Consider the following 23,645-nt stretch of genomic DNA (forward strand, 5'->3'; position numbering starts at 1 on the left):
CGGCGGGGCATTTGGTTGCAGAAAAACACAAAAAAATTCCGGGCAGGACTGCCCGGAATGGAAGTGCTATGGGCGCCCGGCGGGGATCTTCTCCGCCGGGCGCCGCTTTTTGGGCCGGGCGCGGCGGCGGGCGATGGCCTTGGCGCACTCGCACACCGCCACCGGCGTCACCGCCAGGGCCAGCACCGCCGCCCACTGGATGGGGCTCATGGGCACGGTGCGGAACACCGCCTGGAGGGGGGGCACGCAGAGCACCGCCAGCTGCATGACCAGGCCGATGAGGAAGGCGCGGTTCATGGCCGGGTTGGAGAACACCCCGATGTGGAACAGGGAGGCCTCCTCGCTGCGCACGTCGAAGGCGTGGAAGAGCTGGGAGAGGGTGAGGGTGGCGAAGGCCATGGTGTTGGCGGCGGCCATGGGGGCGGCGGGGCCGGGGAGCACCCAGCCCCCCAGCAGCCAGGCCGCCAGGGTGAGGGCCCCCACCATCGCCCCCTGCCAGGCCAGGCGGCGGGCGAAGCCGTGGGCGAAGAGGGAGGCGTGGGGATCCCGGGGGGGCCGGGCCATGGCCCCCTCCTCCACCGGCTCCACCCCCAGGGCCAGGGCGGGCAGGGAGTCGGTGACCAGATTGAGCCACAGCAGCTGCACCGGCGCCAGGGGCATCTGGGGGAAGCGGAACAGGGTGGCGCAGAAGATGGTGAGGATCTCCCCGATGTTGCAGGAGAGCAGGTAGTGGATGGCCTTCTTGATGTTGGCGTAGATGCCCCGGCCCTCCTCCACGGCGGCGACGATGGTGGCGAAGTTGTCGTCGGTGAGGATCATGTCCGCCGCACCCTTTGCCACGTCGGTGCCGCTCAGGCCCATGGCGCAGCCGATGTCGGCGGCCTTGAGGGCGGGGGCGTCGTTGACCCCGTCGCCGGTCATGGCCGCCACCTTCCCCCGGGCCTGCCACGCCTGGACGATGCGCATCTTGTGCTCCGGCGACACCCGGGCATAGACGGAGAATTTGTCCACCTCCTCCTCCAGCACCTCCTGGGGGAGAAAGTCCAGATCGTCGCCGGTGAGGGCCAGGTCGCCGGGGCGGCAGATGCCCAGCTCCCGGGCGATGGCAACGGCGGTGAGCTTGTGGTCGCCGGTGATCATCACCGGCCGGATGCCGGCGGCAAAGCACCGCTCCACCGCCGCCTTTACCTCTGGCCGGGGCGGGTCGATCATGCCGATGAGGCCGGCGAAGGTGAGGCCCTGCTCCAGCACGGCGCTGCTGAGCTGGGCCGGCAGGAGGGCCAGATCCTTGTACGCCACCCCCAGCACCCGCAGGGCCCGGGAGGCCATGGCCTCGTTGCGCGCCTCCAGCCGCCGGGCGGCGGCGGAATCCAGCCTGCACCGGCGAGAGAGCACGTCGGGGGCCCCCTTGACGCACACCCGGTACCCCCCGCCGGGCTTGGCGTGGACGGTGGTCATCAGCTTGCGCTCCGAGTCGAAGGGCAGCTCCCCCCGCCGGGGCCACGCCCCCTCCAGCTCGTTCTTGTCCAGGCCCTCTTTGGCGGCGGCGGTCACCAGGGCCGCCTCGGTGGGGTCGCCGGTGCTCACCGGCTCCCTCCCCTTCCAGGTCAGGGCGGCGTCGGAGCAAAGAGCCCCGATGGTGAGGGCGGTCTCCCGCCCCGACGGGCGGGGCGTCCACACCTCCACCACGGTCATTTTGTTCTGGGTGAGCGTGCCCGTCTTGTCCGAGCAGATCACCCCCGCGCAGCCCAGGGTCTCCACGGCGGGGAGCTTTTTGACGATGGCCCGGCGCTTTGCCATGCGCCCCACGCCCAGGGCCAGCACGATGGTGACGATGGCGGGCAGGCCCTCGGGGATGGCGGCCACCGCCAGGGACACGGCGGTGAGGAACATGTCCAGCATCCCCCGGCCCTGGAGCAGGCCCACCCCGAACATCACCGCGCACACGCACAGGCACACGAAGGACAGGGCCCTGGAGATCTCCGCCATCTTCTTCTGCAGGGGGGTCTCCCCCTCCTCCTGATCCAGCAGCAGGCCGGCGATGCGGCCCACCTCCGTGTCCATGCCGGTGGCAATGACCACCGCCGCGGCCCGCCCCCGGGTGAGCACCGTGGAGGCCATCACCAGGTTGGCCCGCTCCGCCAGGGGGGTGTCCTCCGGCAGGGCGGCCAGCACCCCCTTGCTCACCGGCGCGGACTCGCCGGTGAGGGCGCTCTCGTCGGCCTGGAGGCCCGCCGCCTCCAGCAGGCGGGCGTCGGCGGGCACCAGATCCCCCGCCTCCAGGTGAATGATGTCGCCGGGCACCAGCCTGTCCGTCTCCAGCCGGATCAGCTTCCCGTCCCGCACCACCCGGGCCAGGGGGGCGGACATGTCCCGCAGGGCCGCCAGGGCCTTCTCCGCGCTGTCCTCCTGGGACAGGGAGATGCAGGCGTTGACCACCACGATCACCAGGATGATGGCCGCGTCCAGCCAGTCCTCCCCCCCGCTGGCCCACAGGCTCAGCCCCGCCGCCGCCAGCAGCACCAGCACCATGGGGTCGGTGAGCTGCCCCCACAGGCGGCGGAGGAGCCCCGGCCGCCTTCCCCCCTCCAGCCGGTTGGGGCCGTACCGCTCCAGCCGCCGCTCCGCCTCCCCCTGGGTCAGGCCCCGGGTTCGGTCGGTCTCCAGCTCTGCTATGGCCTGCTGTGCGCTGTATGTATGCCATGCGCCCATCGTCTGTTCCCTCACTTCCTGGATTTTTCCAATTTCTGGACTCCAGTATAGCAGAGGGCCCGTCCGATTTTGGGGGAATCCCGCCGGGCCGTCACATTTCCGGCAGACGCCCCGCCAGGCGGCGGAGGAAGGCGTCGTTGCTGGGCCGCTCCGGCGGCAGGCCGCCCATGAGGCGGGCATAGGGGGCGCCGCCCGCCCGGTGGAGGCGGCCCACCATGGCGCGGATGTTCTTCTCCACGCAGGCGTAGCTGGTGTGCTGGGCGGCCATGGCGGCGGCATAGGCCGCCTTCAGGGGGAGAGACTCCGCCCCGCCGGCGGCCAGGGCCCCGGCGGTGAGGGCCGCCGCCTCCAGCCCCAGGCCGGCGGCCCCCATCTCCTCCAGCATGGCCCGGGCCGCCCGCACCCGGGGGCCGGGGCAGATGGAGCGCAGCAGGCTGGCCAGCTCCTCAAAATTCACCGGCTTGATATAGTAGTAGTTGGCCCCCAGGCGGCAGGCCAGGCTGGACACCGCGGGATCGGAGATCTGGGAGGTCACCACCACCACGGGGCCGCCGTCCCGCCGGCCCAGGGCCCGCAGCAGGCCCAGCCCGTCCAGCCCGGGCAGGATCAGATCCAGCACCACCGCGTCGGGCCGCTCCGTCCGGATGCGGGCCAGGGCCTCCAGCCCGTCCCGGGCCAGGCCGCACACCCGCAGGCCGTGGCGCTCCAGCAGGGCTGCGGAGAGCAGACGGGTCTCCTCCTGATCCTCCACCACCAGTACCCGCAGCTCCGCCGCCATTACTGCTCCGGCCCCAGTTCCTGGATGGAGCGGAAGGTCAGGCGCAGGATGTGGATGGCCATATCCCGGTCTACCGGGGAGAGCTCCCGCAGGTGGCGCACCAGCCGGTCAAGGCCGGGATCCGCCGGCGTCTTGCCCCAGGCCAGCTCGTCCAGCCCCCGGTGGAACACCCGGCCCAGCTCCGCGAAGATGGACATGCTCATGCACTTCTTTCCCTGCTCAATCTCGCTGACATACTGGGGGGTGATGTTCAGCTGTTCGGCCAGGGCCTCCCGGCTCATGTGCGCTGCCGTCCGCAGGTCGTATACCCGCGCCCCCACATCCTTCATCATCTGCTTCTTTTCAAAATCCTCCATGGTGCCCTCCTCAATGGTTTAACTTTAGCTATAGATTGACACAACTTTGGATTTTTACTATCAACGATAGATGATATATTTGAAACGATAATTTCAAAACGGAAAAACAGCAGGCGCAGCGCCCCCGGGCGCTGCGCCTCAGCGTGTCGAAAAAGTCTCGCAGAGTTCGCGCCCGCAGGCGCGAAAAAATGGGAATCTGTTTTCTCCGGCGACATGTGCGTCGGAGAAAACACTTCTCAGGCCGCAAGTGTGGGATTTGTCCGCCTGAATCGGACAAATCCTGCGCGCGGCGGACTGCATCCTGCTCGAAAAAGTGGCAAAAGCCACTTTTTCGACAGTCTCAGGCGCAGCGCCCCCCGGGCGCTGCGCCTGCATTGCGCAAAGAGAAGTGCAAAGGGAATTTCGTCTATTCGGCGGAGGAGGTCTCCGCCGGGGCAGGGGTTTCGGATTCAACTGCCGGGGTCTCGGTCTCCGCGGCGGGAGTCTCACTCTCCGCCGCGGGGGAGGCGGTGGCCTGGGCGGCCTGCTCGGCCTCCCGCTCTGCCTGCCAGGCCTGGGCCATCTCCGCCATGTTCACGTAGAAGGCGTGGGGATCCAGCGCCTCATAGGCGGGGGTGGTCTCCACCACCGCCTCGGCGATCCACTCCTCATTGCGCTGGTTCATGGCGTAGTTGGGGTAGATGGAGGCCATGGAGTCCCGCAGCTGCTGCCGCTCCTCGTCGGTGAAGTCCTCCCGCATCAGGATGTGGTAGCCGTAGGAGGTCTCCACCGGGTCGCTGATCTCCCCCACGGCCAGGGCCTTGGCGGCGTTGACAAACTCGCTGACCAGGGCGCCGGTGCCGTCGGCCAGGTAGCCGTCGCCGTAGAAGGTGTACCCCTCCGGCATGTACAAATCGCCGTTCTCGTCCCGGCCGTCGTCGCTGCGCTGGTTCATCACCGCGTCAAACTCCGCGGCGGGGTCGGCGGCGGCGCGGATCTGGGCGAGGAGCTGGTTGGCCTCCTCCAGCACGGCGGCCTTCTGCTCGTCGGTGGCGGCGGAGCCGTCCTCGTTGGTGGGGAAGGCCAGCAGGATGTGCTTGGCCCTGGTGTAGCCGGCCTCTTCGATCATGGCGTCCAGATCGGCCTCACCGGCCTCAAACTCGCCCCGCTCCTCCAGGGCGGCCTGGAGATCCTGGGCCAGGTAGGCCACGCTGTTGAGCTTGCGGAAGGCCGCGTCGCTGATGCACTGCTGATCCAGGTACTCCTGGTAGGTCATGCCGTAGTAGGTGTCCAGGTTCTGGGTCAGGGTCTCCAGCTCGGTGTCCATGGCGTCCTCGTCCTCCTGGCTGAGGGTGATGCCCTCGGCGGCGGCATGGTTGGCCACGGTGGTGTAGAGAATGCTGGTGTTCAGGGCGTCCTCACGCAGGTACTCCGCCGTGGGGGTGCCGTTGATCTCCTCCTCCCAGGCGTTGTCGTCGGTCAGATAGCCGCTCTGCTTGGCGGCGGCCACGCTCTGGAGCAGCCAGAACAGGTACTCGTCGGCGGTGACCTCGGTGCCGTCCACGGTGAAGAGCACCGTGTCCCGGGAGATGCCGGCGGCCTGGTAGGCGATGTCGTCGGGATCGGCCTGGGGCGCCTCGGGGGCGCAGGCGGACAGCCCCGCCAGCAGCACCGCGCCGCACACTCCGGCGCACAAGAGACGGTTCAGTTTCATGGGTGGTAATCCTCCTTTATTGCCGGCGGCCCTTTCCGGGCGGCGCGGCCGGGATCAGTTTACACCATCCCGCCGCCGCAGACAACCCAAATTTTTCGACCGGGCCGGCGGGCAAGGCAAAAAGCCGCCCCCGGAGCACGGCTCCGGGGGCGGCTGTATGGGGTCGGTTACTGCTCCGCGGCCTCCGCGGGCGCCTCGGCGGCCCTGGGGGCCTCCGGGGCCTTGGGCGCCTCGGGCTGGGCGGGGGCGGCCTCGCCGGCCTTGCTGGTGCCCAGGAACTGGGGCAGCTGCATGCCCGCCATGTCGAACATCTCGTTCATGGGGGGGATGGATTTCATCAGGCCGGAGACAAAGCCCGCCGTGGCGGTCTTGCCGTCCCTGCCCTCGCCGCCGTCCCAGACGGTGACCTTGTCGATCTTGATGTTCTTGACCGCGTCCACCTGGATGCGCATCAGCTCCTCCATCTTGTCGGCCAGCATCAGGCGCACGGCGCTGTCGGCGTTGCCGCCGGCGGCGGAGACGATCTGCCGCAGGCCGTCGGCCTGCTTGAGCAGGATCTCCTGGGCGCCCTGGGCCTCGGCCTGCATCTTGGCCAGGATGGCGTCCGCCTCGCCCCGGGCCTTCCGGCGGATCTGCTCGGCCTCGGCCTCGGCCTCCAGCTCCATGCGGCGCTTGTCGATCTCGGTGCGGACGATGACGTCGGCCTCCTGGGTGGCCTTCTCGCGCTGGGCGCGGGCCTCCTCGGCCTTCTGCTCGGCGGCGTAGGCCTCCTCCAGGGCCTGGGCGGCGGCGATCTTCTCGGCGGCGGTGGCGATGCGGGTGGCCTCGGCCTCCTTCTCCCGGCGCTGGGCGTTGGACATGGCCACCTCCACCTTGGCGGCGTTCTCACCCTGGATGGCGGTGGCGTCGGCCTGGGCCACCTGGACGCGCTGATCCTTGCGGGCGTTGGCCTCGCCGATGGAGCCGTCGCGATCCCGCTCGGCCACGTTCTTCTTGGCGTCGTTGATGGCCTTGGCGGCGGCCTCCTTGCCCAGGGCGTCGATGTAGCCGCTCTCGTCGGAGATGTCGGTGACGTTGACGTTGATGAGCCGCAGGCCGATCTTCTTCAGCTCCCCCTCCACGTTGCGGGAGACGGCCTCCAGGAACTTGTCCCGGTCGGTGTTGATCTCCTCGATGTCCATGGTGGCGATGACCAGGCGCAGCTGGCCGAAGATGATGTCCTTGGCCAGCTCCTGGATCTCCTGGAGCTTCAGGCCCAGCAGGCGCTCGGCGGCGTTCTGCATCACGCCGGGCTCGGTGGACACGCCCACGGTGAACCGGCTGGGCACGTTGATGCGGATGTTCTGGCGGGACAGGGCGTTCTCCAGATCCACCGAGATGGACATGGGGGTCAGATCCAGGAACTCATAGGCCTGGATCACCGGCCAGATGAAGGCCGCGCCGCCGTGGATGCACTTGGCGCTGCGGGTGGAGCCGTCCTTGTTGCTGCCCACCTTACCGTAGATGACCATCACCCGGTCGGAGGGGCACTTCTTGTACCGCTTGATGATGAACACCAGCAGGGAAAAGACGATGAGGACGATGACACAGACCAGAATCATGCCGAAGATACTGTCAAACATGAGCTTTCCTCCTTTGCTTTCTATTCTTCTTGCTTTTCTTGCTGCCCGGATGACGCGGGGGCGGGCTCCACCAGCAGGATGTCCCGGCCGGCCAGGCCGGTCACCCGGACGGCGCTGCCCGTGGGGATGGGCTGAGGGGAATCGGTGCGGGCGTCCAGCTCCCGCAGCTGCTCCTGCACCGTCACCATCACCTTGCCCTCCCCCGTCCGGGCGGGGGGCACGGTGAGGTACACCTGGCCGGCCAGGCCCACGGCGTTGCGCAGATCCAGGGTTCCGTCGTACTGGAGGCGCACCGCCTGGCGTACCGCCAGGGCGATGCCCACCATGCCGGCAAAGCCGATGGGCACGGCCAGAAAGACGGCCAGGAAGCCGGGCATCCCCACCTGGCACAGGCACAGGCCGCCCCACCCGAAGAGCACCAGGAAGGCCACCACGCCCCGCACCGTGAACAGGTGCAGGCCGCTGTCGGGGCCGCCGGAGTGGTCGGGGGTCAGGTCGGAGCCGTCGCCGCCGGGGGGAGCGTCGTGGCCGCCCACGTCGAAGTGGCTGTCCGCGTGGTCGAAGCCGTCGTGGTCAAGGCCGTCGTGGTCAAGGCCGCCGTCTCCCTCCCCGGCGCCGTCGCTGTCAAACACGCCGCCGGCGAAGAGCAGGACGGTCTGGATGATCAGCACCAGCGTGGCGGGGACGGCGATGTAGAGCAGAATGTGTTCCAGGGCAGTGAGGGACTGCCACCAGGCTGCCATGGACGCGCGCCTCCTTTCTCTCAGGCGAAAAATTCAGGGAACTTCAGGGATGTATCTGAAAACAGCGGCAGGGGCCGGAAAGCCGTCCCGCCGCTGGATCGGGACGCCTCAGGTCAGGGCGGACAGGAGGGCCTCCGCCTCCTGCTTGAGCCGGGCGGCCAGGTAGGCCGTCAGAATCACGTGCAGGCAGCGGGCCACCCGGTTCCGGGCGCCCGGAACCGGCTCCTGGTAGTCCTCCACCGCCGCGCGGCACCACTGCGCGGCCTCCTCCGGCCCGGTGGGGTTCTTCCGCTCCACCAGAACCACCAGGCGCACAAAATAGAGGTACAGCTGGGCGTCGTCGATCAGATCGTCCGACTCGTCGTCCAGCTCTCCGTTCACATAGGAGAGCAGGGTGCAGATCTTGTCCAGCTGCATGGAGTCCTTCAGCATGTTGATGAGGACAATGCGGCAGAACTGGCGGCGGGAATACCGCTTGCGCTCCGGCGGGGCCGCAAAGCCCCGGCGCACCCAGTTCTGGATCACATAGGGCTCCAGCCCCGTCAGGCTGGCCACCTGGGAGAGCATCAGCCCACCCGCCAAAAAGAGGGAGTTGAGCCGGGTCTCGGCCTCCTCCGGACGGCTCCAGTCCACCGGGATGGTGGTGCCGGGCAGCGTCTTGGCCATATCATCCACTCCTTTCATGCTGTGGCTTGATTATACTAAACAATCATATGATTGTCAATAGAGGTCAAGTAATTATTTTGTAAAATCGCGGAAGGTCACGACTCGGCGCGCCGCCCGGCTTCTTTCGGGGCGGATGAGGGGTTCCCGGATGCCCGCCCAGCCACCGCTATCCGTGGGGCGCGACGACTCGGCGCGCCGTCCGTAGGGGCGACCTGTGGTCGCCCGCCCCGAGCCGAGGGGGCGCCCGCCGCGTCGGAGGCGCCGGGGGCGCTTCCGATAGAAATCCAGCAAAGCCACCTTCAAAAAAGCGGCGCTCCACCGGGGGAGCACCGGTAAACGAGCGGCGCGTCAGGGATGCCGCGTCCTACGGTTGGATGGCGTGGTCGAAATCGCTGTTTTTGCCGGAAATTCCCCGCAATTTTGGGAATGACCCCTTTACAAGGGGAATAGAATATGGTAAACTACTACAGCCTGTGAACAGGCGACTCAACTTACCCCCGGCTTCGTCTCCTGGCTCTCACCGGCCGGTCACGCAGCCCCGGGCACATTGTATGAAAGGTGGAACCACAAGCATGATTCGCAAGGACGAAAAGACGGCCGTCATTGAGGCCAACCGCACCCATCCCACTGACACAGGCTCTCCCGAGGTGCAGATTGCCATTCTCACCGCCCGCATCCAGGAGCTGACTGAGCACCTGAAGGTGCACATCCACGACAACCACAGCCGCCGCGGCCTGCTGAAGATGGTCGGTAAGCGCCGCAAGATGCTGGACTACCTGGCCAAGAAGGACGTGGAGCGTTACCGCGCCATCATCGCCAAGCTGGGCATCCGGAAGTAAGAAGAAGCGCGGAGGCGTGCGGAGCAGGACAACAGCGAAACACGCAGACGAAAAAACAGGTTGGCGGAACGCCAACGGCATTTTTCGCGGAGTGTTGAGCAGTTGTCCGTCGTGCAGCCGCCGCAGCGTGACAACAACGAATCAGGGGGTGGCGCGGGACACCGTGCCACCCCTTCTTCCCATCCGTCAGAGCGCGCCTTTTAGCAGTTGAACCTGGGCCCGGCGGGCCGGACGTGGGTTCAAATGCTAAAACGAGCACGGCTCTGATGTGTGGGAGCGCCAAAACCCAGGATAAAAAGGAGGAATCCCCCACATGTCAACCATCATCAAGCACAAGGAATTTACCAACCGCCATGTCTACAAGACCGAGGTGGCGGGCCGCCCCCTGACCATCGACGTGGGCAAGGTGGCCGAGCTGGCCTCCGCCTCCGCCATGGTGACCTACGGCGAGACCACCGTGCTGGTGGCCGTCACCGTGGCCCCCCGTCCCCGGGACGGGGTGGACTTCTTCCCTCTGAGCGTGGACTTTGAGGAGAAGCTGTACGCCGTGGGCCGCATCCCCGGCTCCTTCATGCGCCGGGAGGGGCAGCCCTCCCTGCCCGCCGTGCTGGCCAGCCGGGTGATCGACCGCTCCATCCGCCCCCTGTTCCCCTACGACTTCCGCAACGACGTGGTGGTCACCGCCACCGTCATGAGCGTGGATCGTGACTGCTCCCCCGAGGTGACCGCCATGATCGGCGTGTCCGCCTGCCTGGCCTATTCCTGCATCCCCTGGGCCGGCCCCATCGGCTGCCTGGAGGTGGGCTATGTGGACGGCCAGATCGTCATGAACCCCACCAACGAGCAGAAGCACGCCTCCCAGCTGGATCTGACCGTGGCCGCCACCGAGAAGAAGGTCATCATGATCGAGGCCGGCGCCAAGGAGATCCCCGACGACATCATGTATGAGGCCATTGTGAAGGCCCACGAGGAGATCAAGGCCCAGGTGGCCTTCATCAACTCCATCGTGGCCGAGATCGGCAAGGAGAAGATGACCTACGACCACGCCGACTTCGACCAGGAGCTCTTCGACAAGATCGTGGAGGCCACCATGGACGAGGCCAAGGCCGCCATGGACACCGACGACAAGAACGTCCGGGAGGAGCGCTGGAACGCCCTCATCGAGCACTGGCACGAGCTCTTCCTGGAGGACTATCCCGAGATGGACAAGTACCTGGAGGAGATCACCTACAAGTTCCAGAAGAAGATCGTCAAGGCCTGGCTGCTGGAGGGCCACCGTGTGGACGGCCGCCAGAAGAACGAGATCCGCCCCCTGGCCGCCGAGGTGGGCGTCCTGCCCCGGGTGCACGGCTCCGGCCTGTTCACCCGCGGCCAGACCCAGGTGCTCTCCATCTGCACCCTGAACACCCTCTCCGCCTCCCAGAAGCTGGACACCATCTGGGAGGAGGAGGAGAAGCGGTATATGCACCACTACAACTTCCCCGCCTACTCCACCGGCGAGGCCCGGGCCGCCCGCTCCACCAACCGCCGGGAGAAGGGCCACGGCGCCCTGGCCGAGCGGGCCCTGGAGCCGGTGATCCCCCCCGTGGAGGAGTTCCCCTACGCCATCCGGGTGGTGTCTGAGGTGCTGAGCTCCAACGGCTCCACCTCCCAGGGCTCCATCTGCGGCTCCACCCTGGCCCTGATGGACGCCGGCGTGCCCATCTCCGCCCCCGTGGCCGGCATCTCCTGCGGCCTGATCCAGGACGACGACGGCTCCTTCCAGACCTTCATCGACATCCAGGGCGTGGAGGACTTCCACGGCGAGATGGACTTCAAGGTGGCCGGCACCAAGGCCGGCATCACCGCCATCCAGATGGACATCAAGAACGACGGCCTGAGCCACGAGATCATCAAGGAGGCCCTGGAGATCACCAAGGATGCCCGCTACGCCATCCTGGACGAGATCATGCTGCCCTGCATCTCCGCCCCCCGGCCCGACGTGGCCGACACCGCCCCCAAGATGGTGAAGATGAAGATCGACGTGGACAAGATCCGCGAGGTCATCGGCTCCGGCGGCAAGGTCATCCAGAAGATCTGCGCAGACACCGGCGCCAAGATCGACATCGAGGACGACGGCACCATCTACATCGCGGGCACCGACAAGGCCTCCTGCGACGCGGCCAAGAAGACCATCGAGACCATCGTGTTCGTGCCCGAGGTGGGGCAGCTGTACTACGGCAAGGTGGTGCGCATCCTCCAGTTCGGCGCCTTCGTGGAGCTGGCCCCCGGCAAGGACGGCATGGTGCACATCTCCAAGCTGGCCGACCACCGTGTCAACAAGGTGGAGGACGTGGTCAACATCGGCGACATGATCTGGGTCAAGGTCACCGACATCGACGAGAAGGGCCGGGTCAACCTGTCCTACAAGGACGCCCTCAAGGAGATCAAGGCCAAAAAGGCCGCCGGCGAAATGGTGAAATAAGCACGGCCCGGAGGGAAGCCTCGCAGAGTTCCCGCGGCCGCAGCCGCGGGAATCAAATGAAAATCCGTCATTTCCGGGGACATGCGCCTCGGAAATGACACTTCTCATGGCGGAGGAGACGACAATTTCGCAAGAAATCGAGTCTCCTCCGCCATGCAACTTTTCTCGGGAAAGCGGCCTGACGCTTTCCCGAGAGGCTGGGCGGGGGATTTCCCCGCCCGGTTTTTATTTTGTGTGTGACATTGGGGGCGGAATGTGATATAGTATGTTGACCATGGGAAGGGAAAGGAGAACCCGACATGAAAAAGAAGGTGCTGGGGTATCTGGCGCTGATCCTGGCCATCACGGCGGTGGTTCTGCTGTTCATCGCCCTGCGGGGGGCGTAAACCGCCCCGCTTTTGTCCATACTAGGGCTTGCTTGAAAATGTCAACATGCCCAATCGGCGGGCCCAAATCCCTCGCCGCCGGGCACATCGCCAATTTTCAAACAAGCCCTGAGCGCGAAAATACAGAGAAGTGCGAGGTTATTTCGTTTGTTTTATGAGAAAAAGACGCTCCCCAACGGGGTGCGGATTCTGACGGAGCACGTGCCCGGGGTGCGCTCGGCGTCCCTGGGCATCTGGGTGGGCACCGGCTCCCGCCACGAGAGCGCGGCGGAGAACGGCGCGGCCCACTTCATCGAGCACATGCTCTTCAAGGGCACCGGCCGGCGCACCGCCGGGGAGCTGGCCGAGGAGATGGACGCGGTGGGGGGCCAGATCAACGCCTTCACCACCAAGGAGTGCACCTGCTTCTACGCCCGGGTGCTGGACACCCACCTGAACCAGGCGGCGGACATCCTGTGCGACATGTTCTTCCACTCCAAGTTCGACGATGCCGATGTGGAGACCGAGCGGGGCGTCATCCTGGAGGAGATCGGCATGTACGAGGACAACCCGGAGGATCTGTGCGCCGAGCGGCTGGCCGGGGCGGTGTTCAAGGGCTCCTCCCTGGCCCGGCCCATCCTGGGGCGGAAGGCCACCCTGGAGAAGATGGACGGCGCCTGGCTGCGGGAATACCAGCGGGAGCACTACGGCCCCGACCGCATCGTGGTGGCCCTGGCGGGCAGCTTCACCGACGCCGACGCCCAGGCCCTGGCCGACCGCTTCGCCGGGCTGGAGGGGCGGCCCGGCCGGGCCGTGCGCCCCACCGCCTACGTCCCCGGCGTGACGGTGAAGAAGAAGGCCATCGAGCAGAACCACCTGACCCTGGCCTTCCCCGGCATCCCCTTCGCAGACCCCCGGCGGTTCCAGATGCAGCTGCTGTCCTCCATCCTGGGGGGCGGCATGTCCTCCCGCCTGTTCCAGCAGGTGCGGGAGCAGAAGGGCCTGTGCTACTCCATCTACTCCTACGGCACCTGCCACGACGACACCGGCTATTTCGGCGTCTACACCGCCCTGGGGAAGGAGACCGAGGGCCAGGCCCTGGACACCATCCTGGCCGTGATCCGCGACTTCGCCGACCACGGCGTCACCCAGGCCGAGCTGGATCGGGCCCGGGAGCAGTCCAAGGCCAACGTGCTCATGGGCCTGGAGTCCACCCAGGCCCATATGAGCAGCCTGGGCCGGGGGGAGCTGCTTATGGGCGAGGTGCTCTCCCCCGACGAGATCATCGCCGCCTACGACGCGGTGACCCGGGAGGACGTGCGCACCCTGGCCCGGGAGCTGTTCCGCTTCGAGAACGCCTCCCTCTCCGCCGTGGGACGGGTGGGCTCCGCCGAGGGGTACCAGGCCCTGCTGAGCTGAGAGCGGGCAGGGGTGGGCCGGCCGCACAGTGCAGCACAACCCCAGACAGCGTGTCGAAAAAGCGGCAAAGCCGCTTTTTCGAGAAAGGCTGCATGGCGGAAGGGGTTCGTTTTCTTGCGAAAAAGTCACCCCTTCCGCCATGAGAAGTGTCATTTCCGAGGCACATGTCCCCGGAAATGACGGATTTTGATTTTATTCCTGCGGCTGCGGCCGCAGGAACTCTGCGAGGTACTCCTTCGCAGGAGGTTTTTCGACAGTCTGAGAGGAGGACGGGAACCGTCCTCCTCTGTCTGCTAACAGGAGTTTTGCTTTTGCATTGACAGCAGTTTCACTCCGTGATACCATGGAGGCAAAAACCGGGAAAGGGGCGGTGAAGCATGGAGAAAAAGGCCTGGAAATGGACGGGGAAGCGGATTGTCCGGCTGACAGGCCGCCCGGGAGCGGCTTGCGGCCTGGCTGTCGGGGCAGACCGCCTGAGGGGGGAAAAGGCCGCATGAATGGAAGCTGCCGTCCGACGCCTCGGGACGTGATCACAATCGGAGCGCACAGCGCCGAGGAAATTTTGGAGGCCCTGAAACGGGAATTTGCCATGGAGCGGCTGGCATTTGAGAAACTGAATCCCGTAACCAGAGGCGGCTTTCAGAGAGAAAAGGAATTTCAACAGAAGAACGGGCTGCCTGTACGGGACTGGGAAAACATATGCTGCTACCGGCTTTCCTGGGATCAAAACAGCCTGCCGTATTACCGCTACCTGGAACACAGGTATCAAATGGTACCGGTGGATTTGTATGTATTCCATGAGCGGAACCAAGGGAAGCTGTTTTCCAATTGCGAGCTGCTGTCCATAAAGCTGGAGCTCATGAGAGGGATCGGGCAGGCTGAGGCAGGCGGAGAGACAAGGGCGTACAGGAATTACCTGTATCAGGCCAATCTGTTTTGTAAAACATGGGAGCAAGACCACCTGAGTGAGGAATCAGGGGAGACATCGCTGAAAGAGCCGCTTTCATAAAAACGACCGGCGGAACGGGAGAGCGTTCCGCCGGTCGTTTTGTCTGTATCAAAGCCTCTGCTTCCGCAAAAGCCGGATGTCCTCCCCGTAGAAGGGCAGCACCCGGTACTCCCCCTCCAGGCGGGAGGCGATCTGGGGGGTGTAGCGGGCCCTCACCTGATCCATAGTCAGGTTGGAGGAGATCACCGTCCCCTTGTCCGCCGTCAGGCGGGCGTTGATGAGGGTGTACAGGGCCGACTGGACAAAGGGGGTGGTGAGCTCACTGCCCAGATCGTCCAGGATCAGAAGATCACAGCCCAGGTAGCGGCGGGTCTCGTCCCTGGCCTCCCCCACCTCCTGCCTGTCCCGGGCGAACTTCTGCTCCTCAAAGCGGGCGAAGATGTTCACCGCCGTGTCGTACACCACGGAGAAGCCCTTCTCCGACACGGTGCGGGCGATGCAGGCGGACAGGAAGGTCTTGCCCAGCCCCGGCGCGCCGGTGAGGAACAGGTTGCGGAAGTAGAACTTCCCGAACCGCCGGGCATAGCTGGAGCACACGTCGAAGATGAACTCCATGTTCTCCCGGGGGGTGAGGGATTCCCCGGGAAATGGCAGGGGGGAATAGTAGTCCAGGGAGAAGGTGTCGAAGGACTGCTCCCCCAGATCCAGCAGCTTGGACAGCTCGGCAATCTGCTCCTGGGTGCATAGCTCTTTCAGGCAGGAACACATACTGGCCCCCACCCAGCCGGTGTCGCCGCACCTGGGGCAGGCGGGAGCGTCGTCCAGGGCGTCGGCGGGGTAGCCGTTGGCGGTCAGCAGCTCCGCCTTTTCCCGCTGGAGATCCAGGTTCTTGTCCCGGATCACCCCGATGGCGGGCACCGGGTCGCTGCCGCTGCGCAGGGAGGCGGCGATGATCTGGGTGATGGTCTGCCGCAGCTCTTTGTCGATGGCCGCCACCCGGGGGAGCTTGGCGTAGATCTCCGCCCGCAGGCGATCCTGCCGCTCCTCCCGGGCCTTCCGGGCCTCCTCCAGCCGCTTGGTGGCCCGGCGCAGTACGCTGGCTTCGTATCCCATGGCTTAGCCTCCCTCCTTCTCCCGCTCCCGGCGGAGAAATTCCCGCATGCGCTCCAGATCCTCCGCACCCGCTGCTCCGCCTCCCGGGCTTGGCCGGGTGGGCCTGCATGGGGCTGGGCGGGCTGGGCCGTGCTCCGGCGGGGAGTCCCCGCCTCGATCTCCGCCAGGGTGTGCAGGTTCTTCCTGTGCCAGCCCAGCAGGATGCCGTTCATGTAGTCCCAGTCCATCTTCTGCTTCCTGTACACCGTCTTCTCGTAGGCCAGGCGGAGCACCGCGTCGGGGAAGCCCATGTCCGTCCAGGCCGCCACCTTTTTCCGCTCCTTCTCCACCAGGGGGCGGGGCGGCAGATCCAGCAGGCGGAGGATCTCCCCCTCCCGGCTGCGGTAGAGGGCCTGCTTTTTCAGGTGCTCCTCCGCCGCCTGGGCCGTGTCCACCCCCAGCCGGTGCCACACAAAGCCCTCCTTCTGGATCTGGCTCATGCGGGGCTTCCGGCCGGGGCCGTACTTGCGGGCAAACTCCTCCACGCACCAGCTCACCAGCAGGCAGATCACCTCCGCCGGCAGGGCCAGATAGTCGTAGAGGGTGTACAGGCTCTTGAGATCCGCCGTGGACAGAATCTTGCCCAGCCGCCGCTGCACCTCGTTCACCAGGCCGGGGAAGGTGGAGGTCTTGTCCTCCAGCTCCCTGGTGATGTCGGCGGCGGTGTAGTCCGGCGGGCCGGGGGGCGCCTCCGGCGGAGCGGCCGCCTGGGCCGGGCCGGCCTCGCCGTCCGCCAGTCCCAGGGACACCAGGGCCTTCCACCCCTCCTCCAGCCGGGCCTCGTCCCAGTGGAGGGCCTTGCGGGCCGCGGCGGCGTCCAGCTTCCCGCCCCGGGCCAGCAGGTGCAGGTAGAGCAGGGCCGCGTCCCCGTTCCCCCCGGCCACCAGCCGGTTGGCCGCCCGGGCCGTCATGGATACAATCTCGCCGGGCAGCAGCAGCTCCGCCATGGCACTTCCCCCCTTCTGCGGTGTGGTTGTCTCATGATCATACCACAGAAGGGGGAACTTGTAAAATGGGATCGGGGCCGCCGGCGGGTTTTGCACACCGCGGGCCGGAATTGTGGAAAACCGCCGGCCCAAAAAACGAAAATTCATGAAGATTTCATTTCTCACGGGGGCCATACTATGGTATAATAATCTAAATCACTATGTGCAGGAGGGGGATCCCATGAAAAACCGGGTTACCGTCACCATCGCCGGCCAGGAGTACACCCTGGTGGGCTCCGAGGACGCGGGCTACACCAAAAAGGTGGCCGACCACGTGGACGCCAAGGTGCAGGAGGTTCTGGACGGGGCCCACGTGTCCCTGGTGGACGGGGCCATCCTGGCCGCGGTGAACATCGCCGACGAGTACTTCAAGGAGGTGGAGGCCGCCGAGAACCTGCGCCGCCAGCTCAAGGAGTACCTGGAGGAGGCCACCAAGATGAAGCTGGAGCTGTCCGAGGCCAAGCGGGAGATCTTCAAGCTCCAGAACCAGAACAACAAAAAGTAAAGGGGAATGTCCCCAACCGGAGGTTTCCGACCATGCTGGAACTGCTCGCCCCCGCCGGATCCATGGAGGCGGTGGCCGCCGCCGTGCAGAACGGCGCGGACGCCGTCTACCTGGGCTACGGGGATTTCAACGCCCGCCGCAACGCGAAAAATTTCTCGGAGGAGGAGTTTGCGGCGGCGGTTTCTTACTGCCATATCCGGGGGGCCAGGGTGTACCTGACCCTCAACACCCTGCTCACCGACCGGGAGCTGCCGAAGGCCGCCGAGGTGGCCGCCCAGGCCAGCGCCATCGGCGCCGACGCGGTGCTCATCCAGGATCTGGGGGTGCTGCGCATGCTGCGGCAGGCGGCCCCCGACCTGCCCGTCCACGCCTCCACCCAGATGACCCTCCACAGCCTGGACGGGGTGAAGATGGCCGCCGACCTGGGCCTCACCCGGGCGGTGCTCTCCCGGGAGCTGAGCCGGGATCAGATCGAATACATCTGCCAGCGCTCCCCCATCGAGATCGAGGTCTTCACCCACGGGGCTTTGTGCATGTGCTACTCCGGCCAGTGCTTCCTCTCCTCCGTCATCGGCGGGCGCAGCGGCAACCGGGGATTGTGCGCCCAGCCCTGCCGCCTGAAATACGGCTGGATGGACAGGGCGGACGGCTATCCCCTCTCCCTCAAGGATCTGTCCCTGGCGGGGCATTTGCGGGAGCTGCGCAAGATGGGGGTGGCCTGCGTCAAGATCGAGGGCCGCATGAAGCGGCCCGAGTACGTGGCCGTGGTCACCGGCATCTATGCCCGGGCCATCAAAGAGGATCGGGAGCCCACGGCGGAGGAGCTGGAGCAGCTCCGCGCCGCCTTCTCCCGCCAGGGCTTCACCCAGGGTTACTACCTGGATCAGCAGGGGCCGGACATGTTCGGCGTGCGGGAGGAGACGAAGGAGCCCAAGGAGCTCTTTGCCGCGGCCCGCAATACCTACCAGAGCGGGGAGGCCCAGCGAGTCCCCGTCACCTTCTACGCCATGCTCCGCCCCGGCGAGCCCGCCCGGGTGGGGGTGGAGGATCCCGACGGCCGGGTGGTCACCGTGGAGGGGGCCGTGCCCGAGGCCGCCCGCACCCGCCCCCTGACGGAGGAGGCGGTGGCCGCCCAGCTCTCCCGCACCGGGGGCACCCCCTACCGCTGCGAAAAGGTGCGGGCCCTGGTGGAGGACAACCTGTCCCTCCCCCTGGCCTCCCTCAACGCCCTGCGGCGGGAGGCCCTGGACGGCCTGACCAAGCAGAGGGGGGCGCCCCCCCGCCGCCGCAGCGGCGAATACCACGCCGGCGCCCGGTACGAGAACCGGCGGGAGGCCCCCGTCCTCACCATCTCGGTGCGGAAGGCCGAGCAGGTGACACAGGAGCTGCTGGCCCTCAAGCCCGCCATGGTCTACATCCCCCTGGACGAGCTGGCGGCCCACCCGGAGCTGGCCGCCGGTACGGCGGACACCGCCGTCGGGGTGATCCTCCCCCGGATCGCCTGGGATCGGGAGTTCCCCGCCCTGCGGGAGAAGCTGGAGCAGCTCCGCGCCCTGGGGGTGAGGGACGCCCTGGTGGGCAACCTGGGTATGTTCCCCATTGCCCGGGAGCTGGGCTTCACCCTCCGGGGGGACTTCGGCCTGGAGATCTACAACTCCCAGGCCCTCAAGGAGTACCGCCACCTGGGGCTCCAGTCCGCCACATTGTCCTTTGAGCTGAAATTTCCCCAGATCCGGGACATCTCCAAGGGCATCGACACGGAGCTCATCACCTACGGCCGGCTGCCGTTGATGATCATGGAGAACTGCATCATCAAAAACCGCACCGGCTCCTGCAGCTGCCAGAACACCAACATACTCACCGACCGGAAGGGCGCCCGGTTCCCCGTGGTGAGCGCCCCCGGCTGCCGCAACGAGCTGCTCAACTCCCAGAAGCTCTTCCTGGCCGACAAGGCCGCCGACTACCGCCGGCTGGGCCTGTGGGCCCAGCGGCTCCTGTTTACCACTGAGAATCCCCGGGAGTGCGTCCAGGTGGCCCAGCGGTACCTGGAGCAGGGCTCCTGGGCCCCCAACGAGTACACCCGGGGACTATACTACCGAGATGTGGAGTGAAACCGTTGATTCTGAAATATAAGGCCGTATCCGACAAGATCGGGAAGGAGATTCCCGCCCCCTTCTACGCCACCCCCGGCTCCGCCGCCATGGATCTGTGCGCCTGCGTGGACGAGCCGGTGGAGATCGCCCCCCGGGCCCTGGTGAGCATACCCACCGGCATCGCCATCGCCCTGCCCTCCCCCGCGTACGTGGCCCTGGTATTCGCCCGGTCGGGGCTGGGCATCAGGCACGGCATCTCCCTCTCCAACGGCGTGGGGGTCATCGACAGCGACTACCGGGGGGAGATCCGGGTGGGGCTCACCAACCTGTCCGACACCCCCTACACCGTCATGCCCGGCGACCGGGTGGCCCAGCTGGCCGTGGTGCCCGTGGTGCAGGCCGCGCTGGATCGGGTGGAGGAGCTGGACGACACCGGCCGGGGCTCCGGCGGGTTCGGCTCCACCGGGCGGTAACCCCCCGGAGGCCGCCATATATGGCGGCCCTATGCTGCCGTAACCGCCCTGCCCTGTAGGGGCGGATAGTATCCGCCCGCATGCCTTCCCCCCGATGGGGGGAAGGTGGCCCGCAGGGCCGGATGAGGGGTTCCCCCAGTCCCGCGCCGGGGGTGCCCCGGCGAATGGCGGGCGGCGCGCCGAGTCGTCGCGCCCCACGCGGAGATCCACAATGTCCAGCGGGCGACCACAGGTCGCCCCTACGGATCGATTCGGGACAGCGCTTGCATCCCCGCGGCCCACTGAGAAAGGAAGATAGACATGGACATCATTCTGGCCTCCCAGTCGCCCCGGCGGCGGGAGCTTCTGGAGCGCATGGGGCTCCCCTTCCGGGTCATCACCCCCGACATCGACGAGCGCATGGAGCGCGCGCTGCCGCCGGGGGAGCTGGTGGCGGCCATCTCCGCCGAGAAGGCCGGGGCGGTGGCGGCCCAGGCCGGGCCGGACGCCGTCGTCATCGCCGCCGACACGGTGGTGGCCCTGGACGGGGCGGTGCTGGGCAAGCCCGCCGACGAGAGCGACGCGGCGCGGATGCTCTCCGCCCTCTCCGGGCGCACCCACCAGGTGTTCACCGGCCTCACGGTGGCCTGCGGGGAGGACGTGCGCACCGTCAGCGAGGAGACCGCCGTCACCTTCCGCCCCCTGACGGCGGAGGAGATCGCCGCCTACGTCCGCACCGGGGAGCCCATGGACAAGGCCGGGGCCTACGGCATCCAGGGCTACGGCGCCCTGCTGGTGGAGGGCATCCGGGGGGACTACTACAACGTGATGGGCCTGCCGGTGTGCCGCCTGGGCGGCCTGCTGAGGGAGCTGGGCGTGGACTGCCTGGCCCTGGCGGGACAGAAATAAGAGGTAGAACGTGAAGGATTTTTTCCGAAACAACGGGGTCTTGATCCTCATTGCCGCCATCCTGCTGGCCCTGGTGACGGCGGTGGTGTCCGCCCTGCTGGGCGGCGGGGCCAATCCCCTGGCCAACCTGGTGAACATCGTCACCACCCCCGTCCGCAGCGGCATCAGCGCCGTGGCCGGCTGGGCGGAGGAGAAGTACAACGACACCTTTGAGCTGGAGCAGATGAAGGAGCAGCTGGAGCAGGCCCTCCAGCGGGTGGCCGAGCTGGAGGCCAAGGAGCGGCAGTACGAGGCCGCCCTCCAGGAGAACGAGCGGCTGCGGGACTTCGCGGGCCTGCGGCCCAGCAGCCTGAGCTTCGACCCGGAGTCCGCCACCGTCACCGAGCGCTCCACCTCCAACTGGAACTCCACCCTCACCATCAGCAAGGGCAGCTCCATGGGCATTGCCGTGGACGACGTGGTGGTGGATCAGTACTGGAACCTGGTGGGCGTGGTGGCCGAGGTGGGCGAGAACTGGGCCACGGTGCGCACCCTGGTGGACGTGGGCACCGAGATGGGCGGGCAGATCGCCCGCACCGGCGGCGCCGCCATCCTGGAGGGGGATTTTGCCCTCATGGGGGAGGGCAAGCTGAAGCTGACCTATCTGCCGGAGAACAGCGAGCTCATGTCCGGGGATCTGATCACCACCTCCGGCCGGGGCGGCGTGTACCCCCCCGGCCTGGCCGCCGGCCACGTGGAGGAGGTGCGCACCGACCCCTCCGGCATGACCCGCTATGCCGTGCTCATCCCGGAGACCGACCTGGCCGGCCTCCAGCAGGTCTTTGTCATCAAGGACTTCGAGGTGGTCGAGTGAAGAAATTGACAATGGATAATTGAGAATTGAGAATTGGTGTCCTGAGCCGGGGCGGGCCTGCCCGCCGGGCGGGACGGCAAGGGAGGTGAGCCGGTGACCCGGCAGGATTTTCTCATCAAGTGGGGCGTGTACGCCCTGGCCCTGCTGCCCGTGTGGTTCTGCGAGGTCTACATTCTCAACCGCATCCCCGTGCTGGGGGTGATCCCCATGCTCCTCCCCCTGGCCGCCGTGTGCGTGGCGGTGCTGGAGGGGGCCACCGCCGGGGCGGGCTTCGGCCTGTTTGTGGGCATGCTGTGCGACGCGGTGTACTTCAACGCCGACGGGGCCATGACCGTGGTGGTCTGCCTCATCGGCGTGGGGGCCGGCGCCCTGGCCCAGTATGTGCTGCGGCAGAACCTGCTGGGCTGCCTGCTGTGCTCCCTGGCGGCCCTGGCCTTCATCGACGCCGGGCGCATCGCCGCCCGGCTGCTCACCGGCCAGGCCGGCCTGCCCGCCATGCTCAGCGTGGCCGGGCGGGAGATCCTGTGGTCTATGGTATTCGTTTTCCCGGTGTACGCCCTGTTCCTGTGGGTGTTCCGCCGGGTACCCAAGAAAACCGTGCTGTAGGTGAGGAAAACATGGAAGCCATACAAACCTTCTGGAGAAAGTGGGGGCCGTGGCTTTTGCTGGCCCTGCTGGCGGCCAGCCTGGTGCCCATCCTGCTGCTGGGCCGGTACGACTGGCCCTCCGCCGACGACTATATCTACGCCTATCTGCCCCATGAGGCCCTGCTCCGGGGCGACGGCTTCTGGGGAGAGGTCTGGCACACCATGTGGGGGTACTACAAGAGCTGGCAGGGCACCTTCACCGCCCTGGCCCTCATGGCCCTCACCCCCCTCACCTTCTCCGAGTACCTGTACTGGCTGACGCCGGTGGTGATGCTGGCCAGCCTGTGCACCGGCACCTTCAAGCTCACCGACACCTTGGTGCGCCGGGGGCTGGGCGGCACCTGGCGGCAGACCGTGTTTGTGGCCGTGCCCATCCTGCTGCTGTCCATCCACTGCGCGCCCTTCCCCAAGGACACCTTCTACTGGTGGAACGGGGCGGTGTACTACACCTTCACCTACGGCATCATGCTGCTGCTCATCGAGCGCATGGCCGCCCTCAGGCTGGCACAGACCCGGGCCCAGGTGCTGTGGGCCGCCATCCCGGCGGTGCCCGCGGCCCTGCTGGTGGGAGGGAGCAACTACGTCTCCGCCCTGCTGGCCACCCTGGTGTGCGGGCTGTTCCTGCTCTGGTTCCTGGTAAAAGAGCGGGACAAGCTCCTGCCCGCCCTGCCGGCGGTGCTGGCGCTGGCGGCGTGCTTTGCCGTCAGCTTCCTGGCCCCCGGAAACCAGGGCCGGCAGAGCACCATCGACGAGCCCATGAGCCCCGCGGGGGCCGTCCTCTGCTCCATCCTCAAGGCGGGGCAGGACTGCCTGGCGTGGCCCAACGCGCCCATCCTGCTGGTGGGGCTGCTGATGATCCCGGTGGTGTGGGGACTCACCGAACGGGTGAAGTTCTCCTTCCCCCTGCCCCTGGCGTTCTCGGTGTTCACCTTCCTCCTCTTCGCCGCCCAGAACGCCCCCCACTTCTACGCTGTCTCCACCTCCGGGCCGGAGCGGCTGCGCAGCATCGTGTTCTACTCCTTCTTCTGGCTGCTGCTGCTCAACCTGTGGTACTGGCTGGGATGGCTGCGCCGGGCGGTGCTCCCCCGGCTGGCCGGCGGGGAGAAGCTCCTGCGCCGGGGCCGCGCCCTGGCGGCGGTGCCCCTGGCTCTGCTGCTCCTCACCGCCCTGGCCGGCTCCTGGCCCGGAGACCTCACCGGGGTGGAGGCCGCCCGCGCCCTGGCCGACGGCAGCGCCCGGAGCTACTGGGAGCAGCAGACAGACCGCCTGGAGGTGCTCCGGGATCCGGCGGTGGCGGACGTGTACCTGGAGCCCATCACTGTCCGCCCGCCCCTGCTGGACAACGGGGACATCACCGCCGACCCGCTCGACTGGAAGAACAACGGGCTGCGGATCTTCTACCACAAGAACAGCGTAGTGCTCATAGAATAAAAAGGAGGCCC

19 protein-coding genes and 1 pseudogene are annotated in these 23,645 nt (G+C 66.9%); 11 read left to right on the plus strand and 9 right to left on the minus strand.

Annotated elements, in window-relative coordinates:
* Nucleotides 1-66: 66 nt before the first annotated feature.
* The 7 genes from B5E42_RS11645 to B5E42_RS19980 all read right to left on the minus strand — a co-directional run bounded on the left by B5E42_RS11645 (nucleotide 67) and on the right by B5E42_RS19980 (nucleotide 8,570).
* Nucleotides 67-2,712, minus strand: a complete 2,646-nt coding sequence (locus B5E42_RS11645) for a cation-translocating P-type ATPase (protein ID WP_087239829.1) — start codon at nucleotides 2,710-2,712, stop codon at nucleotides 67-69.
* A 91-nt stretch (nucleotides 2,713-2,803) separates the two neighbouring features.
* Nucleotides 2,804-3,490, minus strand: coding sequence for a response regulator (locus tag B5E42_RS11650; protein ID WP_087239831.1), 687 nt, complete (start codon nucleotides 3,488-3,490; stop codon nucleotides 2,804-2,806).
* Nucleotides 3,490-3,846 carry a helix-turn-helix transcriptional regulator gene (locus B5E42_RS11655; protein ID WP_087239833.1) on the minus strand — a complete coding sequence of 119 codons (357 nt, stop codon included), beginning with the start codon at nucleotides 3,844-3,846 and terminating at the stop codon, nucleotides 3,490-3,492. Before B5E42_RS11655 ends, B5E42_RS11650 begins: the two co-directional genes overlap by 1 nt.
* Nucleotides 3,847-4,252: 406 nt before the next feature.
* Nucleotides 4,253-5,539: a peptidylprolyl isomerase gene (locus B5E42_RS11660; RefSeq protein WP_087239835.1), complete on the minus strand. Its 1,287-nt coding sequence runs from the start codon at nucleotides 5,537-5,539 to the stop codon at nucleotides 4,253-4,255.
* Between the two features lie 167 nt (nucleotides 5,540-5,706).
* On the minus strand, nucleotides 5,707-7,161 hold the full coding sequence (locus tag B5E42_RS11665) for a flotillin family protein (RefSeq protein ID WP_087239837.1): 1,455 nt from the start codon (nucleotides 7,159-7,161) through the stop codon (nucleotides 5,707-5,709).
* Nucleotides 7,162-7,181: 20 nt separating this feature from the next.
* Complete coding sequence (locus tag B5E42_RS11670; protein ID WP_087239839.1) at nucleotides 7,182-7,904, minus strand: hypothetical protein; 723 nt, start codon at nucleotides 7,902-7,904, stop codon at nucleotides 7,182-7,184.
* Between the two features lie 108 nt (nucleotides 7,905-8,012).
* Entirely contained in the window at nucleotides 8,013-8,570 is a 558-nt protein-coding gene (locus tag B5E42_RS19980; RefSeq protein WP_087239841.1) for a DUF1836 domain-containing protein, read from the minus strand.
* A gap of 572 nt (nucleotides 8,571-9,142) precedes the next feature.
* Here B5E42_RS19980 and rpsO point away from each other — a divergent pair.
* The 4 genes from rpsO (at nucleotide 9,143) to B5E42_RS11695 (ending at nucleotide 14,666) form a co-directional block, all read left to right on the plus strand.
* A complete protein-coding gene (rpsO, locus tag B5E42_RS11680; RefSeq protein WP_087239843.1) occupies nucleotides 9,143-9,409 on the plus strand; it encodes a 30S ribosomal protein S15 in 267 nt (88 codons plus the stop codon).
* 313 nt (nucleotides 9,410-9,722) lie between these two features.
* Nucleotides 9,723-11,873 carry a polyribonucleotide nucleotidyltransferase gene (locus B5E42_RS11685; protein ID WP_087239845.1) on the plus strand — a complete coding sequence of 717 codons (2,151 nt, stop codon included), beginning with the start codon at nucleotides 9,723-9,725 and terminating at the stop codon, nucleotides 11,871-11,873.
* Nucleotides 11,874-12,406: 533 nt separating this feature from the next.
* Entirely contained in the window at nucleotides 12,407-13,657 is a 1,251-nt protein-coding gene (locus tag B5E42_RS11690) for a pitrilysin family protein (protein ID WP_087239847.1), read from the plus strand.
* Between the two features lie 493 nt (nucleotides 13,658-14,150).
* Complete coding sequence (locus B5E42_RS11695; protein WP_087239849.1) at nucleotides 14,151-14,666, plus strand: hypothetical protein; 516 nt, start codon at nucleotides 14,151-14,153, stop codon at nucleotides 14,664-14,666.
* 48 nt (nucleotides 14,667-14,714) lie between these two features.
* Here the strand turns inward: B5E42_RS11695 and B5E42_RS11700 are convergent, their stop codons facing one another.
* Both B5E42_RS11700 and B5E42_RS11705 read right to left on the minus strand, forming a co-directional pair.
* Nucleotides 14,715-15,719: an ATP-binding protein gene (locus tag B5E42_RS11700; RefSeq protein ID WP_087239851.1), complete on the minus strand. Its 1,005-nt coding sequence runs from the start codon at nucleotides 15,717-15,719 to the stop codon at nucleotides 14,715-14,717.
* A gap of 209 nt (nucleotides 15,720-15,928) precedes the next feature.
* Nucleotides 15,929-16,879: pseudogene (locus B5E42_RS11705) on the minus strand (DnaD domain protein); the annotation flags it as partial.
* 46 nt (nucleotides 16,880-16,925) lie between these two features.
* Between B5E42_RS11705 and B5E42_RS11710 the strand changes: the two are divergent.
* The 7 genes from B5E42_RS11710 (at nucleotide 16,926) to B5E42_RS11740 (ending at nucleotide 23,634) form a co-directional block, all read left to right on the plus strand.
* A complete protein-coding gene (locus B5E42_RS11710) occupies nucleotides 16,926-17,249 on the plus strand; it encodes a cell division protein ZapA (RefSeq protein ID WP_087239853.1) in 324 nt (107 codons plus the stop codon).
* 32 nt (nucleotides 17,250-17,281) lie between these two features.
* Nucleotides 17,282-19,360 carry a U32 family peptidase gene (locus B5E42_RS11715; RefSeq protein WP_087239855.1) on the plus strand — a complete coding sequence of 693 codons (2,079 nt, stop codon included), beginning with the start codon at nucleotides 17,282-17,284 and terminating at the stop codon, nucleotides 19,358-19,360.
* A gap of 5 nt (nucleotides 19,361-19,365) precedes the next feature.
* Nucleotides 19,366-19,815, plus strand: coding sequence for a dUTP diphosphatase (gene dut, locus B5E42_RS11720; protein ID WP_087239857.1), 450 nt, complete (start codon nucleotides 19,366-19,368; stop codon nucleotides 19,813-19,815).
* Between the two features lie 300 nt (nucleotides 19,816-20,115).
* Nucleotides 20,116-20,703: a Maf family protein gene (locus B5E42_RS11725; RefSeq protein WP_087239860.1), complete on the plus strand. Its 588-nt coding sequence runs from the start codon at nucleotides 20,116-20,118 to the stop codon at nucleotides 20,701-20,703.
* 10 nt (nucleotides 20,704-20,713) lie between these two features.
* On the plus strand, nucleotides 20,714-21,556 hold the full coding sequence (gene mreC / locus B5E42_RS11730) for a rod shape-determining protein MreC (RefSeq protein WP_087239863.1): 843 nt from the start codon (nucleotides 20,714-20,716) through the stop codon (nucleotides 21,554-21,556).
* Nucleotides 21,557-21,649: 93 nt separating this feature from the next.
* Entirely contained in the window at nucleotides 21,650-22,162 is a 513-nt protein-coding gene (locus B5E42_RS11735) for a rod shape-determining protein MreD (protein ID WP_087239865.1), read from the plus strand.
* An 11-nt stretch (nucleotides 22,163-22,173) separates the two neighbouring features.
* Nucleotides 22,174-23,634 carry a DUF6056 family protein gene (locus B5E42_RS11740; protein ID WP_141242530.1) on the plus strand — a complete coding sequence of 487 codons (1,461 nt, stop codon included), beginning with the start codon at nucleotides 22,174-22,176 and terminating at the stop codon, nucleotides 23,632-23,634.
* Nucleotides 23,635-23,645 lie beyond the last annotated feature (11 nt).

Source organism: Flavonifractor sp. An10 (assembly GCF_002161215.1).
Classification (GTDB): Bacteria; Bacillota; Clostridia; order Oscillospirales; family Oscillospiraceae; genus Flavonifractor; species Flavonifractor avistercoris.